14 protein-coding genes and 4 pseudogenes are annotated in these 17,421 nt (G+C 41.7%); 10 read left to right on the forward strand and 8 right to left on the reverse strand.

Annotation, left to right across the window (positions count from 1 at the left end):
* Position 1: 1 nt before the first annotated feature.
* The gene (locus tag AC4MBN_RS12130; protein ID WP_491880960.1) at positions 2–640 is read right to left on the reverse strand and encodes a ribonuclease T2 family protein; all 639 of its coding nucleotides are present in this window, start codon (positions 638–640) and stop codon (positions 2–4) included.
* 34 nt (positions 641–674) lie between these two features.
* Positions 675–2,609 (reverse strand): lytic transglycosylase domain-containing protein, encoded by a 1,935-nt coding sequence (locus AC4MBN_RS12135; RefSeq protein ID WP_419374577.1) that lies wholly within the window; start codon positions 2,607–2,609, stop codon positions 675–677.
* Between the two features lie 334 nt (positions 2,610–2,943).
* On the opposite strand from AC4MBN_RS12135, the gene miaB reads away from it, so the two are divergent.
* The 5 genes and pseudogenes from miaB to AC4MBN_RS12160 all read left to right on the forward strand — a co-directional run bounded on the left by miaB (position 2,944) and on the right by AC4MBN_RS12160 (position 6,983).
* Positions 2,944–4,401 (forward strand): tRNA (N6-isopentenyl adenosine(37)-C2)-methylthiotransferase MiaB, encoded by a 1,458-nt coding sequence (gene miaB, locus AC4MBN_RS12140; protein ID WP_419364202.1) that lies wholly within the window; start codon positions 2,944–2,946, stop codon positions 4,399–4,401.
* A 38-nt stretch (positions 4,402–4,439) separates the two neighbouring features.
* Positions 4,440–5,516, forward strand: a complete 1,077-nt coding sequence (locus tag AC4MBN_RS12145) for a PhoH family protein (RefSeq protein ID WP_004786823.1) — start codon at positions 4,440–4,442, stop codon at positions 5,514–5,516.
* A 34-nt stretch (positions 5,517–5,550) separates the two neighbouring features.
* Entirely contained in the window at positions 5,551–6,033 is a 483-nt protein-coding gene (ybeY, locus tag AC4MBN_RS12150) for an rRNA maturation RNase YbeY (protein ID WP_419374470.1), read from the forward strand.
* A gap of 92 nt (positions 6,034–6,125) precedes the next feature.
* Positions 6,126–6,423: pseudogene (locus AC4MBN_RS12155) on the forward strand (antibiotic biosynthesis monooxygenase family protein).
* Positions 6,424–6,581: 158 nt separating this feature from the next.
* Positions 6,582–6,983 (forward strand): hypothetical protein, encoded by a 402-nt coding sequence (locus AC4MBN_RS12160; protein WP_491880278.1) that lies wholly within the window; start codon positions 6,582–6,584, stop codon positions 6,981–6,983.
* Here AC4MBN_RS12160 and AC4MBN_RS12165 read toward each other — a convergent pair.
* Complete coding sequence (locus tag AC4MBN_RS12165) at positions 6,980–7,837, reverse strand: energy transducer TonB (protein ID WP_171065445.1); 858 nt, start codon at positions 7,835–7,837, stop codon at positions 6,980–6,982. The two genes, AC4MBN_RS12160 and AC4MBN_RS12165, sit on opposite strands and share 4 nt — an antisense overlap.
* Before the next feature lie 262 nt (positions 7,838–8,099).
* Between AC4MBN_RS12165 and AC4MBN_RS12170 the strand changes: the two genes are divergently transcribed.
* The 3 genes from AC4MBN_RS12170 to AC4MBN_RS12180 all read left to right on the forward strand — a co-directional run bounded on the left by AC4MBN_RS12170 (position 8,100) and on the right by AC4MBN_RS12180 (position 10,319).
* A complete protein-coding gene (locus tag AC4MBN_RS12170) occupies positions 8,100–8,786 on the forward strand; it encodes a hypothetical protein (protein WP_312210164.1) in 687 nt (228 codons plus the stop codon).
* Between the two features lie 207 nt (positions 8,787–8,993).
* Positions 8,994–9,653: a DUF3108 domain-containing protein gene (locus AC4MBN_RS12175; protein ID WP_373686180.1), complete on the forward strand. Its 660-nt coding sequence runs from the start codon at positions 8,994–8,996 to the stop codon at positions 9,651–9,653.
* Between the two features lie 90 nt (positions 9,654–9,743).
* The gene (locus tag AC4MBN_RS12180) at positions 9,744–10,319 is read left to right on the forward strand and encodes a xanthine phosphoribosyltransferase (protein ID WP_005233791.1); all 576 of its coding nucleotides are present in this window, start codon (positions 9,744–9,746) and stop codon (positions 10,317–10,319) included.
* Positions 10,320–10,601: 282 nt separating this feature from the next.
* Here AC4MBN_RS12180 and AC4MBN_RS12185 read toward each other — a convergent pair.
* The 3 genes and pseudogenes from AC4MBN_RS12185 to AC4MBN_RS12195 all read right to left on the reverse strand — a co-directional run bounded on the left by AC4MBN_RS12185 (position 10,602) and on the right by AC4MBN_RS12195 (position 12,935).
* Positions 10,602–11,275, reverse strand: a pseudogene (locus AC4MBN_RS12185) (hypothetical protein).
* Between the two features lie 86 nt (positions 11,276–11,361).
* Positions 11,362–12,564 (reverse strand): annotated as a pseudogene (locus AC4MBN_RS12190) (CsgG/HfaB family protein).
* On the reverse strand, positions 12,558–12,935 hold the full coding sequence (locus AC4MBN_RS12195) for a hypothetical protein (protein ID WP_491880279.1): 378 nt from the start codon (positions 12,933–12,935) through the stop codon (positions 12,558–12,560). The pseudogene AC4MBN_RS12190 and the gene AC4MBN_RS12195 overlap by 7 nt, the downstream one beginning before the upstream one ends.
* Before the next feature lie 838 nt (positions 12,936–13,773).
* On the opposite strand from AC4MBN_RS12195, the gene AC4MBN_RS12200 reads away from it, so the two are divergent.
* The gene (locus tag AC4MBN_RS12200) at positions 13,774–14,217 is read left to right on the forward strand and encodes a hypothetical protein (protein ID WP_179992782.1); all 444 of its coding nucleotides are present in this window, start codon (positions 13,774–13,776) and stop codon (positions 14,215–14,217) included.
* Between the two features lie 50 nt (positions 14,218–14,267).
* Here AC4MBN_RS12200 and wrbA read toward each other — a convergent pair whose 3' ends face one another.
* Positions 14,268–14,864 carry an NAD(P)H:quinone oxidoreductase gene (gene wrbA, locus AC4MBN_RS12205; RefSeq protein WP_419364190.1) on the reverse strand — a complete coding sequence of 199 codons (597 nt, stop codon included), beginning with the start codon at positions 14,862–14,864 and terminating at the stop codon, positions 14,268–14,270.
* Between the two features lie 113 nt (positions 14,865–14,977).
* Here wrbA and AC4MBN_RS12210 point away from each other — a divergent pair, with 113 nt between their 5' ends.
* Positions 14,978–16,225, forward strand: a complete 1,248-nt coding sequence (locus tag AC4MBN_RS12210; RefSeq protein WP_180104114.1) for a YihY family inner membrane protein — start codon at positions 14,978–14,980, stop codon at positions 16,223–16,225.
* Positions 16,226–16,356: 131 nt separating this feature from the next.
* On the opposite strand, the pseudogene AC4MBN_RS12215 reads toward AC4MBN_RS12210, so the two are convergent.
* Positions 16,357–17,294, reverse strand: a pseudogene (locus AC4MBN_RS12215) (DMT family transporter).
* Positions 17,295–17,421: the final 127 nt, after the last annotated feature.

Here is a 17,421-nt window from a genome sequence, read left to right on the forward strand (position 1 = left end):
CTTAGTATGTCCCTTTTATTGTGACAGTTTTTGGGCATGTATTAATAATGTTTGCAGGACAGCCTTTATAGCCACCATTGGCGTTGTAACAGACCTGGATGGAGGTCAGCAGGCTGGATGCGCGGGTCTGATGGCAGTTAAAGCGCAATGCTGTTGAAGGCAGTTGCGGATTGATTTTCAGAAATTTGGAACGCAGCATATCAATGGAAACGGTATGACTTTCCTGCTCGGTGAGTTCTTCAGGAACTTTCAGACGATCAGCATGATTGATCACGGTACGAAAATACTGCGTGGCATTCATCGGAATACAGCCGCCAATATTATGCCAGAGTAATGCGCGGGTGTTTTCATCCGGCATGATACGGGCCACCACTTTAGCCTGCAAAGGCGGTAACTTCGCAGAACTGGTAGTAGTGCAATGTGTTGATGTGGTTTGAGGATAGAGACCAGAAATATTTAGGGAATAACCTTCAAGACATTTTCTTTTTTTACTGTAGGCCGGATCCAGACTGCAAAGTGCCGGTACCATCTGGATGTCCATGACATAACCCGTTGGTAGTGCAAAGGCAGCTGGACTTGCTACTAAAAATAAAAGCACAGCCCATCCAGCAGAAATTTGAGCACCCCTTATTCCCTTGATCAACAAACTATCCTTCCCTTAGATTTCTTGAATGCTATGGTGTATTACGTAACGGAATGGCTTGCATACGCTTACCGACCGATTGTGCGCCCTGTCCCAATAAAATACCGTAATATGTCGCGTTCGTCATGACATGTTTCACATAATCTCGCGTTTCCAATAAAGGAATAGTCTCGGTATATTGATCCGCAGCAATACTTTGGAATTCGGGTTGCCAACGGCGGGCACGGTTCGGGCCGGCATTATAACCTGCTGTAGCCAGTACTGGACTATTGCTCAATTGACGCTGAATTGTTGATAAATAGTAAGTTCCGTAACGGATATTGGTGTTCATATCGGTTAAGGCTGCCGGATTATAGGTCTCACCCATTTGACGAGCGACCAATTTGGCGGTGTCCGGCATGATCTGCATCAAACCACCAGCCCCTACATGAGAGCGTGCACCGGTATTAAACCGACTTTCTTGACGCATCAAACCATAAGCCCAGGCAGCATCAATGCCAGCATTACGGCTATGACTCACGACATAATTCTGATGTGGCATCGGATAACGATAATTGTAATTATGCTTGTCCGCCGTACGATCCGCTGCATAAATGGCACGGTCATACCAGCCCATATCCGTCGCGCGTTTAGCTGCTGCCAACAGTAAATCGTCATCTTTTCTTAAATAAGCCTGACGAACTGCCCAGTTCCATTCACGGTTAATATAATTCTCTGGCGCATTAATATTACGCAAGACAAAGGCACGGCGGAAATGAATATCTTGGTTCAGGCGTTGCATGGCCTGGCTGGATGGCTGTGCTGAGTTTGGGGTAGAAGCCGTTAACTGACCTAACCTATCCCGCGCTAGCAGGTTATGATAATCCTCGCCGACTGCCAATTTTTTATAGATACTTTCTGCTGCCTGTTTTGAAGCGCGATCTGTGCGCTGTTCACTGGCACGTGCCAGCCAGTATTGCCAGCGGTCTTCCTGTTTCTGGTTCACACTCATGGCATCAATGGCACGAATCAGACTTTCCCAGGCACTAAAACGAATCGCCTGACGGGCATAAATTTCGGCTTCTTCCGGACTAAATGGCAAACCATAACTGGCATCCAGATAGTTCAGCACTTCACGGTTGAAGTTATTTTTCATTACCGTAGTGCCGCCAATGTAGCCCACTGTTCTGAATAGGGTTTTCTGCACTTGTACCGGCGTACCCTCAGCAGTGCGTTTCACGATGGACATTGCTGAATCGAGATCACTGTCTGCCAAACGTCCTAAAGCATAAATCAGATAGGCATGATCAGCCGCAGTACTTTTAGGGGCTGACCATAAATAATTGGTTGGATTGGCCTGAATCGTATTGAGCTGAGCCAGAGACAGGTTAAGCCCTAAACCTTGTGCAGTGGCAATCGCCTGTCCAGACTGTCCAGCACGCAATTGCACCCACAAACGCTGCTGGCGGTCTTCATTGGTCATAAGCGGACTGGATAACATCATACGCCCCAAGCCCGTACATGACTCAGGTTGAGAATTGGTGGTCAGCCAGACATCTTTAAATTCAGCATAGACCAGCTGATCGCCACTTTTAGCACGGACTTGTGCAACTGCACAGGCTTCAGCCGGATCGGCATTGGTGACATATTGCAGAACGGGTTGCGCAGTAGCAAAGTCAGCCATTTTGACTTTTTCTTCGACATAATCGGCTGCGAGTTTTTCTGCCATAGCCGACTGAGGATAACGTTGGGCGAAACTGATAATTTGACTGGCAGGTTGTGAGCCAAGATTCTGGTTCAGAATCCAGTATTCAGGATAATAGCCCAAGACATCATTTTGCATGGCAGACTGATATTGTTGTAATTGTCCGATATTTCCAGCATTTGCCGCTCGTAAGGCATCATTAAATTGTTCTTCTGCTGCCTGCGCACTCATTGAACAGAGACACGCCACACTCAAGCTTAGTAATTTATAATATTTCTTCATATTTTTAGTGTGTTTAAACATCAATTTGCCTTCTATCATCGATTTTTCGCCCAGCCCCTGTTGCCTATCATAAGAGTTAGCCGGAAAATTATAACCCACTGTATTGTTCACTTATGTAACCTCATGATTAGACAATATTAATTTTCAGACACTTTTTGTCCATAAATCAATATTTTCCCAGCCGCATTTTAGGCTATAAGTTTAAGCGACTTTCCTGCTAAAATATGCGCCTTTTAAAGATTTCAGAACGTGAATTGAATTTTTATTTAGCCGTTTGTTTATGCAAATGGATTATTCGTTCACTCTTTCGACGTATTACCTTGTAGGAGCCTACATGACGGTTCAAACCTTCATTCCGAATGGTGCCCCAGCTGCCTCAGAAAACACTGTTACCCAGCCAGCGCACACCCCAGCCATCGATGGTTCAGTTAAAAAACTGTATATCGAAACGCAAGGGTGTCAGATGAATGAGTATGACAGTCACCGTATGGCAGATCTGCTGGGCGATTCCCACGGCTATGTGCTGACCACCGATCCTAAAGAAGCCGATATTCTGCTGATGAATACCTGTTCGATCCGTGAAAAGGCACAAGAAAAAGTATTCTCAGAATTGGGCCGCTGGCGCAAGCTGAAAGAAAAAAATCCTGACCTGATTATTGGTGTCGGTGGATGTGTGGCTTCTCAGGAGGGTGACAATATCCAGAAACGTGCCAATTATGTGGACATGATTTTTGGGCCGCAAACCCTGCACCGTTTACCGCAAATGCTGGACCAGCATTTCGAGCAGGTCGAAAAACCGAAAAAAGAAAAAATTAAACTGGTGGATATTTCATTCCCGGATATCGAGAAATTTGACTTCCTGCCTGAACCGCGTGTTGAAGGTTATAAGGCCTTTGTTTCGATCATGGAAGGCTGTTCAAAATACTGTTCTTTCTGTGTAGTTCCATATACACGTGGCGAAGAAGTATCGCGCCCACTAGATGACGTTTTGGCTGAAATCGCAGGTCTAGCAGAAAAAGGTGTGCGTGAAATTTCCCTGCTCGGTCAGAACGTGAATGGTTATCGCGGTGAGACCTTCGATGGAAAAATCTGTACTTTTGCCGATCTGTTACGTTTGGTTGCAGAAATTCCAGGTATTGGTCGTATTCGTTATACCACTTCGCATCCACTGGAATTCAATGATGATCTGATCCAGTGCTATCGTGACCTGCCACAGATGGTGTCGCATCTGCATCTGCCGGTACAAAGCGGTTCCAATGATGTATTGCAGGCGATGAAGCGTAACCACACCATTGATGTGTATATCGAGAAAATCGAAAAGTTACGTAAAGTTCGCCCAGACATGCATTTATCTTCAGACTTTATTATCGGCTTCCCAGGCGAAACCGATGAAAACTTTGAAGAAACCTATCAGTTTATTCAGGATCTAGATTTCGACCACTCTTATAGTTTTGTTTATTCAAAACGTCCGGGCACCCCTGCCGCAGAGCTGGAAGATACCACCCCTGAACAGGTGAAAAAAGAACGTCTGGCCAAAGTACAGGACTGGATTAAACAGTCGAGTATCCGTAAAACAGATGCCATGCTCGGTACAGTTCAACGTGTACTGGTTGAGAAAGTTTCTGATAAAGATCCGAACGTTCTGGTCGGTACAGCAGACAATACCCGTTATGTCACCTTTATTGGCGATGCAGCGTGGGTAGGACGCTTTGCAGAGATCGAGATTACCGAAATTAAAACTTTAAATTTAGTTTACGGTGAGCTCTTGAATCTTGAGCCTGACGTGGCGTAATGTAGAGCATATAACGTACACTTCTAAAAGGAACACTCTTGACTGCAACGATTCGACGTACAGTAGCTTTTCCTGGAATTTCGATGGACCGTTTACAAGCCGTCTTAGGTGCCTATAACGGTCATTTGAAACAAATTGAACAACGTTTAGACGTCAAAATTTCCCACCGAGGTGAAAGTTTCTTTATCGATGGTGGAATCGATGCCGTTGAGAGAGCCGAAATGCTCTTGCAACGTCTTCATGAAGAATCTGAACACAGCCAGCAGATCAGTGCAGATACCTTGCATATGATGATTCAAGGTAGCCAGACCGATCGTGAACTCCAGGAGAACCTGGAAGAACAGGAACATACCGGTCTGGACAATGTCTGGCTGCAGACGCGCAAAGGTCGGATCAACCCGCGCGGTGCTAACCAGAAACGTTATGTACAGCGTATTCTGCAAAGTGATATTTCCTTTGGTATTGGCCCTGCGGGCACCGGTAAAACCTATCTCGCCGTTGCAGCCGCTGTAGATATGCTGGAGCGTAATGAAATCCAGCGTATCCTACTGGTTCGTCCTGCAGTTGAAGCGGGTGAAAAACTTGGCTTCCTGCCGGGGGATTTAACCCAGAAGATCGATCCGTATTTGCGTCCTCTTTATGATGCCCTGTATGAAATGCTCGGCTTCGAAAAAGTGGCCAAGCTGATCGAACGTCAGATTATTGAAGTTGCACCCCTCGCCTATATGCGTGGTCGTACCCTGAATCATTCTTTTGTGATTCTGGATGAAGCCCAGAACACCACACCTGAACAGATGAAGATGTTCCTGACCCGTTTAGGTTTCGGTTCACGTGCAGTGATTACCGGTGACGTGACTCAGGTGGATTTACCACGTGGTCAGCAGTCTGGTCTGGCACATGCCTTGCGTGTGATTGATAAAATCCCTGAAATTCATATTACCCGTTTCCATTCTCGTGACGTCGTGCGCCACCAGCTGGTTCAAAAAATTGTTGAAGCCTACGAGGGCTGGGACAGTGAACAGCAGCGTTTAAGCGCCGAGGCTCGTGCCGAGCGCAAAGCCCGTCAGGAAGCCTTGATAGCCGAGAATGATGCTGCGGCTGATGCACAGCATTAACGCTGCATTGTTATTTAATTTTTAAGGATTCACGTTGAAACTTAGTCTCTCCCTGCAACAGGACTTTCAGTCACCAGAACTGGTGCTGAAACGTGCCTATATTAAAAAAGTTGTAGAAACCACTTTGCGCCATATCGGTACTCAAAGTGATTGTGAAATTGGCATTGCCTGTGTCGATAATGACGAAAGTCATAAACTCAATCTGGAATATCGCGGCAAGGACAAACCCACCAATGTCTTGTCTTTTCCAAGTGAACTTCCAGATGAAATGGCACAGGTTCTGGATGCTTTCCCGATCGGTGATCTGGTGATTTGTATTCCAGTCGTATTGCGTGAAGCTGCTGAACAGGACAAAGCTGCACTGCTCCATTTCACCCATATGCTGGTACATGGTACTTTGCATCTGATGGGTTATGACCATGAAACTTCAGAGGAAGATGCTGAAGAAATGGAAGGTATTGAGATCGAGATTCTGGACAAACTGGGTATTGCCAATCCTTATCTGGAAAGAGATTAAAAATCAATGATTAAAAAGTGGGCCAAGGCTCGCTTTTTTCATTTTATTCACTCCATAATAAGCTCAATTAAAGAAATAAAATAAAAACTACTATGCAATATGTCGTGATTTTCAAAGCGCAAATTAAAGAATTAGATCAGTGTTATTTTGAAACAGCCCAGCGAATGAGAGAAAGAACCCTTTCACAATTTCAGTGCCAGTATTTTGAAGCTTTAACCGAAGATACTCAGGAAATTGCGCTTTCTTACTGGAACAGTCTTCATGATATTCGCGCCTGGCGCAGATGCTGAACATCAGGCTGCTCAAGAGCTAGGGAAAAATAGCTGGTATACATATTTCAGCGTGGAAGTCTGTGAAGTTTTACGGCGCTATGATGTACATTTAAATTAAATACTCATCGATCCTTATTTATCTTTTTCTTGATCTGTTCTTAGATACAGAGTTTTAAAAAAATATCTGCTTACGCATTCATGATTTCTTCCAGAAATACATAAGCACATAATGAACTTTAACGAAGAACTGTGCTTCAAAAATTTTAGGAGAACGTAATGAAAAGATTGTTCTCGACTGCATTACTTATTTTCTCTCCCTGGCTGTGTTCATCACTTTATGCCCACTCAATTCCCATGTGCCCAAAACTCAAATTTCAACAGAACCAAAGCTCATGGGCAGGCCATTATTATTTAAACGGAGTTATGGAATTAGGTTCGGAGTTGCTTCTGCAAGCAGATGGTACCTTTAAATGGTATCTGGCCTATGGTGCTCTGGATCAATTTGCCGAAGGAACATGGTGGCAAAATAAAGAGTGTATTGGCTTAAAAGCAGATCCAAAGTACCAGGACTTAATGATATTTCCCAAATATCTAGCCATAGATGAAAACCATTTAAATGTGGTCTGGGACGATGGAACTCAGCAAGGTAATTATATACAGGCGAAGCGTCCAGATTAACGCACCTCAAATTCTGCTTCAGCCGGATCAAAGCGCCAGGTTCGAATAATTCGTAACTCGGAAATATCCGACATCTTGGCATCAAATGCTCCGAACGGTGCTGCCTTGCGTACTGAAGATTTTGCAGCTTCATCTAGCAAGCTATGCCCTGAACTGTCAATTAAGCGAATTGCACGGATTCCGCCGTTCTGGTTTAAGATCACCATCAAACGTACCTCTCCTGCCAGATTCTGCTGTTTAGCTGCATCCGGATAATAGCGGTTACCATAGAACTCTACTTTTTGACGGAATTTTTCCAGATAAGCCGCAGAGACATCCTGTTTGGACTGGATACCATCTACGGTTTTAATTTTTTGCTGACGACTGAAGTTTTGTTGTCGTTGCAGATATTGGGCTTCCAGACTGGCTACCATGGCGGCTTTGGCCTGGAACTGACTTTGTAACTGTTCCTGCATTTTTTTGCGCTGATTTTCTTCCGCCTGTTTTTGCCAGCTTAAAGTCGTCATCAGCACTTTTTCTTCAAAGCTTAATTCACGCTGCTGTTGCAACATGTCCGGACTTTCTTGCTGCTCTTCTCCGGTCTTTTGTTCCATCAACGGTGCAGGCATATCGCTCGACATACGATGTGCTTCACGAAATTTACCTGAACCTTGCTGGTCAGTTTGAGCCAGAAAATCTGCATGCTCAATTTTTTCATCAGTTTGACGAATACTGACTGCAATCTCTTTAGTCATGCTCTCCTGATCTTGTGGCATACCAAATTCCAGCGTGAGAAAAATCACGTGCAAAATAACAGCTGCAAATACGGCGCTATTAAAAATTGGATCTTTCCACCAGGCTTTGACCAGAGGCATTAATATCATGGTTGATCTCATCGCTACGAACCCAGACTTGAGTTCATCCCCCAAACAGCATTTTTAAAAATTAAAAAATAAACGGCTTTGCATTTTTCTTTTAAAAATGCCAAACCCATCAAATCTTCAACGTTACATAACTAAAACCCTAAAAATGGTGCTATTTATTTTGCTAAACTGCAAGCTGAAACTCTTGTATTTTTTATACAATTCGACAAGATACACTTCGAATTAAAACATATAGTTGCCAGGATGCTTAAAGATGCAAACGCTAATTTCCAATATTTCTAATAAAATTCGCCAGGCATATCAAAAGGCGGAAGGATTTATTGAGGATGAACGCGAATTCCCTTTGTCTCAAGTTTTCCTGAATGCGACATTTCAACGTTTTGTCACTGACAATGTTTCCATGCTGAAAGATCTGCATGCCGATTTGCATGATGACTGGTTACGACTCTATGCCACGCTGGACTATAAAGGCCTGAACGTGACCTTATCGGTTGATTTAAAACTGGTGCAAATGGAGCTGAATAAGAATACGCAGCTCATTGTATTTGAACAGATCAGTGATACCCAGTTGATCGAAGCTAAATACCCAAATGTCTTTTATAAACTGGGTGTGCGCTTTGCCCTGTTTTTCTATCAGCGCGTACTGCACAAGGATCCTCTTGGCATGATTCTGGAAAAACTCGGCGTCATTAAAGTAAAAGATGATTTATTGCATCTGGATCTGAATCGCTGGTTAGGTAAAAACCGCTCGGTGATTGAGACGCTAGGTAAGGTTCATGTGAACCATGCAGTACTTCGTGAAGCTGAACTGGTGGTAATCGGTAATGTGAATCTTGCAGCCCTGTTCAGAAAGCTTTCTCAGGAAAAAGAAGAGAAATGGGACGAAGACGACATGGATGACAATAAAGTCACACCGATCAAACAGAAAGAACCGACTTAAACTGTGTGTAATTCAACATCTAAACAAACACACCAGTAAATACATGAAATATACATTTTTATTGAAAATCTCCCTTCATTTTCCATATTTTGACCAAATAATAAAAAGTGGAAAGTGATCAATTTTATCTGAAATTACACAGGACAATTTTTTATGGCGAAAACTGTATTCAAAACTTTAGGTGTGACTGCAGGCTTGACTACCGCAATGGTACTTACTGGTTTATCCACCCAGACCTTCGCCATGGCGCCCTTCCAGGCCAATTATCAGTTTAGCTATAATGGAAAAAATATGGGTTCTGCTACCCGTACCTTGAGCAAATCTGGTAATAACTGGACCTATGTTTTTGCAGCTAAAGCAGGTGGCGTTGCTTCAGCAACTGAAACCAGCCGTTTCACTTTTAATAATGGCAAGATTGGTTCAAGCAGTTTCAGCCGTACCAGTAAGATTCTGGTGCATAGCAATACCATGAGTATCAACTTTAATCCGTCTAGCAAAACAATCAGTACCAAGAAGGATGATGAAAAACGTTCTTTTGCCTGGAGAGCAGATGTACTGGATGAGCTAAATGCTGAATTGCAGATTCGTGAAGACCTGAAAAATGGTGGTTTAAAATCGAATTACTACATTGCTGATGCCAAAGAGGTAGAAGGCCGTAAATTCGTCAAACAAGGTACAGAAACGGTGAGCACCAAATATGGTTCATTTAGTACCATTAAAGTAGTGATTAAACACAACAAACCAGGCCGTGAAACTACTTTCTGGTTAGCACCGAAACTGGACTACTTACCAGTCAAAGTATCGCATGTTGACAAAAAAACCTCTTACGGTTTACTGCTGACCGGCTATAACGGTAAAACGAACTAAGGTTTTTTGATGAATTTCGCTTGATTTTTTTTGGGTGCTTTTTACAATACGCTTTTGCTTTAAAAAGCACCTGCTCTTGAGGATTCTCCCGTGCACGCACTAGAACAGAAAATCTTAGCCGAAGGTATCGTTCTATCTGAAGAAGTTTTGAAAGTTGACTCTTTCTTAAATCACCAAATTGATCCAATCATGATGCAGCAAATTGGTCAGGAATTTGCGCGTCTGTTTAAAGATGCTGGTATTACCAAAATTATTACCATTGAAGCATCGGGTATTGCACCTGCAGTCATGGCAGGCTTAGAGCTTGGTGTTCCAGTGATTTTTGCACGTAAATACCAGTCTCTCACTTTAAAAGATGATTTATACCGTTCTAAAGTATTTTCATTTACCAAACAGACTGAAAGCACGATTGCCATTTCAAATAAACACATCAGCTCAACTGATAAAGTTTTAGTGATCGATGACTTCCTGGCAAATGGTCAGGCAGCACTTGGTCTTGCTGACTTGATTCATCAGGCGAATGCTGAAGTGGTAGGAATCGGGATTGTGATTGAAAAATCATTCCAACCAGGCCGTGACCTGTTACTTGAAAAAGGTTACCGCGTTGAATCATTAGCGCGTGTGAAATCTTTAGCGAATGGTACTGTCGAATTTGTTCGAGATTAAATTTACAAATGAATATCTTAAAGGGTGCTTCGGCACTCTTTTTTATTGGATTTTTTTAATTTCGGTTAGTTAGGAATAACTAAAACATAGCTATAAAACTATCTATTTTCGACTGCATATAAATAGTTGTACTTCGACTTTTTCTTATGAAATTTCAATACAGCTCAAGCCTTAAGAATTTATTATCCGACAAATAACAACAATTTAAACTGATATTATTATAAAATAAGAGGCCTAACTATCTGCCAATAGTTAGGCCCTTGGTTTATTTTCAACAATAAACTATTTGACAGTCACAGTAATACTACCGCTGTTAACAGCACCAATGGCGGTAGTTGTGATGCTGTTGTTAACAGCAATTTGAGTTCCTTCTGCAATTGCACTTACAGATGCATCAATGGTACCTGCATTGTAAGCAATATTTGCTGCACTATAATTACTTAAAGTTTCATTGATTTGCTCACTATAGTTGGTCGCCAGTGTAGTACTCACCACTTCTGAGATGTCTGAACTATCAGCAACCTCTGAGAGCTCTTCTACAGTTTCTGAGTTATTAGTTGCACTGGTAACTTCACTGTAGTCATAGTTATATGTCTCATCTGATACATCTGATATCACGCGATTAAAGCTACCTTGCTCTAGTGTAATACTACCTGTATTCGCGGCACCAATTGCTGTAGTTTCAATCGTACCCTCAATTGAACTAATTGCATCCTGTGCTTCTCTTGATACCTCTCTAATGCTTGTAAATCGACGCTGGCATCAACATCACCTGTATTTACTGCAAGATTCAAGGCAGAACCATTTTCCACCTGCTGAGAGATCGACTCCAAGGTCGCTTGTAAACCAGTATCTACGGTTACTTCAGTTGGTGTTTCATCATCTTGAGCATATGCCATACCTGCACCAGACAGGAAAGCGACGGATAAAGCGATTGTTTTGATCGTGTTTTTCATCGTTGTTTTTCCTTTTTTAGCTTTGAAATACTTTTCGCTCAGTATTTCTTTCTCATAATGGGAGCGAGCCCGTATTTACTGGTCAATCAATCACGCTGAGAACTTGACCAGTAATTTTCTATAACTTCAGGATTGGCATCCCACAACATGGATACCTTCTCCTCTTCTTTTTCTTTAGAATTCATTTCTTGCGAATCTTTTTCGTTCTTTACTACACCTGAAGAAGACGAAGCTTTTTTCTTACTGATATATTTAATTAAATCTTGTTTACTCATTTCAGGATCTGCTTCAGGATTCTGAATCACCTCGGATTCTTTGTTTTTAGGTGGCTTCGTATCTTTACTCGGTGAATTGGTCGATTTATTTTTTTCATTGGATGAAGAAGATTCTGTTACAGCTGATTCTTGAACAGCAGTGCTGGACGCTATACTGTTTTGCTCCTGACTTTTTTTGTACTTATGCAGAGCCACAGAACTTCGTGTCAGATTGAGCTGACCATATTCAGGTGGTATTTGTGCACGGCAACCAGCAAAGACAGGAGGTGGAACAACCTGACTGAGTAATTCAAAAGTGGCCAGATTCAACATTTGGCGTAAAGCAAAATTAGTCGCCTCACGTTCTCCTTTACCGATTTGAACATTTAACAAGGTACGTCCAGTAAACCGCCCTGCACTAACGCCATAATCCTGTGCAGCAATCTGCTTTTGCAGCGATACATTCGCAACGACTTTACTCGTACGTGTATCGGTAAGAGATAAATCCAGACCGACCATAATACGGGTTTGACTATAGTTCGGCCCAACACCAGCAATCTGCATATCAAACCCACCCCCCGGAATAAAATCCAGACTGTTAATACTGCCAGTCACATAATAATCAGAGGCCTGAATCTGTCTTGGATCCCGAATCCCCCACTTGGCTTCACTTTCAATAATTCGGGGATCACGTCGGTTCATTAAGTTGACTCCCGCCTGAAATAAAGCAGACTGCACCATATCTCCAGCGCCTTGAGTGACCATTTTCCCACTACCTCCATTGGTCACCACATCTTTACCGGTTTGATCCAGAATCGCCCCCACAGAGAAGCTGACATCATTACGTAATTACCCTTTTAAACAGGATAAAGCCATATCAAAAGGAGTAAAAATATCGGTAATAGGAGGTCCTTGTACCAGTTTCACCGGCTTCTTATTGGAGGGTGCCAAACCAGTACACCCAGTTAGAAAATAGCTCAAAAGCACCGGTAAGCTCACAAAAGAAATCTTTCTTCTGGATGGAAAATTCAGCATGCTGATTCTCCCTGTCTGGTACTTAAGTTAGGACACTGTTTGGTATTTTGATTGGTATTCGAATTTACAAGAGCTCCATTTAGAAGCTCGCTTGCAATATCTATATTGTTATCCGAACCCTCTATGTTGATATTATTAGTCGGCGTATTTACTGTACCGATAGAGGTAGTTGAGGTGCTATACACCGTGGTTTTTCCTAATCCAGAATAATAATCCGACTCTCTAAGTTCGATCAGGTTTGCTTGAACCAAATTTTCACTAGAATGTGCTGCTGATGCTTTCCAACGCTGACTCCACTCATCTGAGGTTGCATAAGCGTTACTCAAAAAACATAAACAAATTAAACCCATATTGATCGCCAATATTCTCATAATATTAATATCCTCTGATTCAAAATGTTTATTTAGTTTTTTACTTTAAATAAGATCTAATTTATCTAAAAAATATTTAATCAGATAAAAAAATAAAATAAAGAAATTATGCGTATTCACATATTTTTTATTTTCTAATAAAAAATTAAGATTATGTTTTTATTAAATTTAAATAAATTTGTTTATAATTTGTGATTTGTAATAAATCATTATTAAGAAAAATAAAGAATATAAAATTCATTTAATAAACTTGATTTAAATAATATATTTTAAATATTTAAATTAATAAAAAATTAATCTTAAAATAATTAATGTTTCCTTTCATTTTATTTTTATAAAGTCGTAAATTTTTATTTTATTAGCATTTCTAGAAATAATAATAAATATCACATATTAAATAAAATATAATTAATCAATTACCCTCAAACGCATTTATAAAGAAATTCTGTTCTATAGATATTTTTTCGTATCAATATACCAATTGTCTTTATCAGCTCGCATGACCACGGACTTCTTCTTACATTTAGCCCCGGCTCAAAACTATCCAAACAAAGAAATGCTCGACTAAAACCCATAAAAAAAGTGCATTGATACTTTAGCCCCGCATAAGTTACTCGGCCCATCCAGCTAAAAATTATAAAAAGTGGAAAATGCATGTATTTACAACTCAGCTAAACTTCTCTGAATAAAATTCCACTAGAATCAAATTGGTATGAAATGCTCCTGATTTCAATATTCAGAACCTACATACTGTTGAGCCGGATGTGTTGGATAGCTGCTGGTCTAAGTAAGATCCCATGTCACACATTTGCTTAAAATGAATAAATACTAATCGCTGATGGAAAATCCTATGCAATGTCCTAAATGTGGTTCAACGGAAATTGAGCTACGCGATCACGAAAAGAATCTGAAAAAAATTGGTGGTATTTTAATGACCTCAGCTGGTGCCACTGCGGGCACAGTGGGTGGCGCAGCCTCTGGTGCTTCAATTGGCGCTGCCATTGGAACGGTCGCAGGTCCTTTAGGGGTAATTGTAGGCGGCACGGTGGGAACCTTCGTAGGCGCAATCAGTGTAGGCATTACTGGGGGCGTGGTCGGAAACTTCTTAGGTAAAAAAGCAGGCGTTTCTGTAGATCGCAATCTGTTTCTGGATTATCAGTGTCTGAATTGCAAACATAGATTCAGTCAAAAAGATCAAAAAGATCAAAAAGATCAAAAAGATCAAAAAGATCAAAAAGATCAAAAAGATCAAAAAGATCAAAAAGATCAAAAAGAAGATTAATAAAATCAAGGAAATGAAGCTGATTCTCCATTTCCTTTTTAATTAAAGCCTTAAGCCTGATGGAGTTTTAAAGCAACTTCGGCCAGACGTTTGCCCTGTACTTCACATAAAATTTTCTCATCCTGGCTTAATCCTTGGTCATGACGCGGGCCACTCACATGACTAGCACCATAAGGTGTACCACCACTTTTAGTATTGGACAGCGCTGGCGTTGCATTGCTTAATCCCATGATCATCATACCGTGATGAAACAATGGCGGTAGCATCGTCAGTAAAGTACTTTCCTGTCCGCCATGCATTGAGCCTGACGCGGTAAAAACACAGGCTGGCTTACCATGCAAAGCGCCATTCAGCCATAAACTGGTGGTCTGATCCCAGAAGTATTTCATTTCTGAAGCCATATTCCCAAAGCGGGTGGGTGAACCTAATGCCAAAGCAGCACACTGGGCAAGATCATCTAAAGTACAGTAGATATCGCCTTCTGCCGGAATACTCGGCTCTGCTTCTTTCACCACCGTCGCAATATTTGGAACAGTGCGAATTTTTACAGCCATCCCTGCTGCTTCAACACCATTCGCAATCAGATGTGCCATTTCTTTGGTTGAGCCATATTTGCTGTAATATAAAACAAGGACATAAGGTTGCATAAAGTTCTTATTCATTACTTAAAAAAATAAAACTATACGGTATTTCGCAACTTTTTTGGGTAAGCTGAAGAATGAAAATTCATGATGAATAAAAAAATTGAGATTGAAAGCGCATGATCGTTGAATATTTAAAGAAGTTACCTTTTTATGAAAAACACTGGTTTCAATTTATTTTATTTGTACTACGGCGGTTTGAGGCTGACCGATGTCGTGAGCAGGCCGGTTCACTGACCTATACCACCCTGTTTGCTGTAGTTCCAATGCTGACCGTGTTTCTGGTCATTATCTCTTCAATCAGGGCATTGGAACCGGCACGACAACAGCTCCAACAGCTGATTTATAGTAACTTTTTACCTAAAACAACGATTGCTTTCGATAAAGCGCTCAATGCCTTCACGGAGAAGTCCAGCAATTTAACTATTATCGGTATTCTTTTCTTATTCATCACCACAGTACTGATGCTCAGTAGCATCGAAACGGTCTTTAACCGGATCTGGCGTGTGACTGAAACCCGCGGTGGCATTATCGGTTTTATGCGTTACTGGACTATTATTTCACTCGGTCCAATTCTGCTGGGCAGCGCCTTTGTGATTTCTTCTACTTTAGCCTCCATGAATATTCTCAGTAATAACTTTGCCGGTTATGAACTGGATGGCGCCTTTATTCTCTGGGTAATATCTTTTTCTCTGACCGTGCTTGGCTTTTTTATTCTGAACTGGACTATTCCCAATCGGAGTGTACCGCTCAAATCTGCTTTTATTGCCGGCCTGTTTAGTGCCATCGTATTTGAGCTGCTGAAAAACCTGTTCGGCTTTTTGATGTCAAACTTTACCAGTTATGAAATTGTTTACGGCGCTTTCGCAGCTGTCCCTATTTTCCTGCTCTGGATTTACCTGTCCTGGATTATTGTATTGTTGGGCGTGGAAATCAGCTATGCCCTGACTGCATTCGAATCTGGACAGGACAATAAGCGTCATCCGATCGTCATGTTACTGGATCTATTAGAACTGTTTTATAAAAAGCAGAAAACTGGTGAAAGTGTCAGTGAAGCACAGGCACTGGAAGTTTTAGGACGGGATGAAATTGGACGCTGGCCAAGCTATGTCAGCATGTTTGAAAAACAGAATCTGATTAAACGCACGGATGATAATGAATATGTGCTGGTACGCGATCTGGATCAGGTCAGCTTCTGGAATTTTTATCTACAGCTTCCTTATCCTTTACCGCGCAAACAGCATCTGACTGATGTGCATACTGATGATCTTTGGATGCAAAAATTCTCACCTAAATTGAATGAAACTGATCAGTTTCTGGAAGAAAAACTCAATTTTCCATTATCAGAACTGTTCCGCAGTAAATAAATTTAATCCTCTCTTTTGAGAGGATTAAATTTAAGTAGATTGATTTGATTTTCAGCAAATAATCGTCCTTGCTTTCATTAAAGCTATACTTATCCAAAAACTAAGTGTCGTCATTTTCATTGACCGGTTTTTTATATAGATGTCTGAGTCTTGATCTGAGGCTCAGGTTTCTTTAACCATCCCTGTAAACTCACCAGAATCACGCCCAGCATCACCATACAGGTCCCGACAATAAAATTGATCTCGATATGTTCATTTAGAATCAATACGCCAAACAGCATGCCAAATACTGGGGTTAAAAAGGAAAACACCCCAAGACGTGAAGCCAGATAATGTTTTAGCATCCAGAACCAGATCAGATAACTGGCAAAGGAAATCACCACCGTATGAAAAATCAGGCTGGAAATCGACAAAGTTGTCCATTGAATACTGGCTTGCCCAGTCAAAAAGGACAAAGGCAACAACACCATGCCAGCGATCAGCAATTGATAGAATAAGGTCTGGGTTGCAGGTGCTTCAGCCAGCGAGCTCAGACGTACACTCACGGTCGTGGCTGCCCAGAATACACCAGCCAGTAATGCCAGAAAATCTCCCCATAAGGCATGAGGTTGTAGAGCAGATCCTGTCTGTGGACGCAGCACGAAACTCACTACAATACCGCTAAAAGCAAGGAAAATTCCGCTCCATTGTACATGAGACAAACGTTCCGCTGGCAGTTTCCAGTGCAAGCCTAAAGCCACAAAAATCGGTGCGGTATAGAGCAAGACAATGGTATGCGAAGCTGAGGTATAACGCAGCGCCTCACCCACCAGATAAAATTCAGCGGCAAACAGCACACCCACCAGTAAACCCGCAGACAAGTATCGTGCACTCCAAAGCTGACGGCGTACACTCTGCTGAATTAAAGGATAAACCATAAGTGCAGATAAGGCTGAACGTAATGCAATTTGCATCAGGGCAGAAATATCACTGGCCGCCCATTTCAGTACGACCTGCTGCAAACCCACAACATACATAGTACAAACATAATGGCAGATGCTTTAACATCTAGTACCTGACGATGATTCAAATATATTCCTGTTCTTGATTGGAGCCGCTACACAATAAAATTTTCAGAAGTAGAAGATATACTTCAAAATAGACACACGATGGGGTGATTCAGGCAAAAAGAGTGATGCATAAAAAACGATTTAGAT

The sequence above is a fragment of the Acinetobacter sp. CAU_H_60 genome (assembly GCF_058599385.1).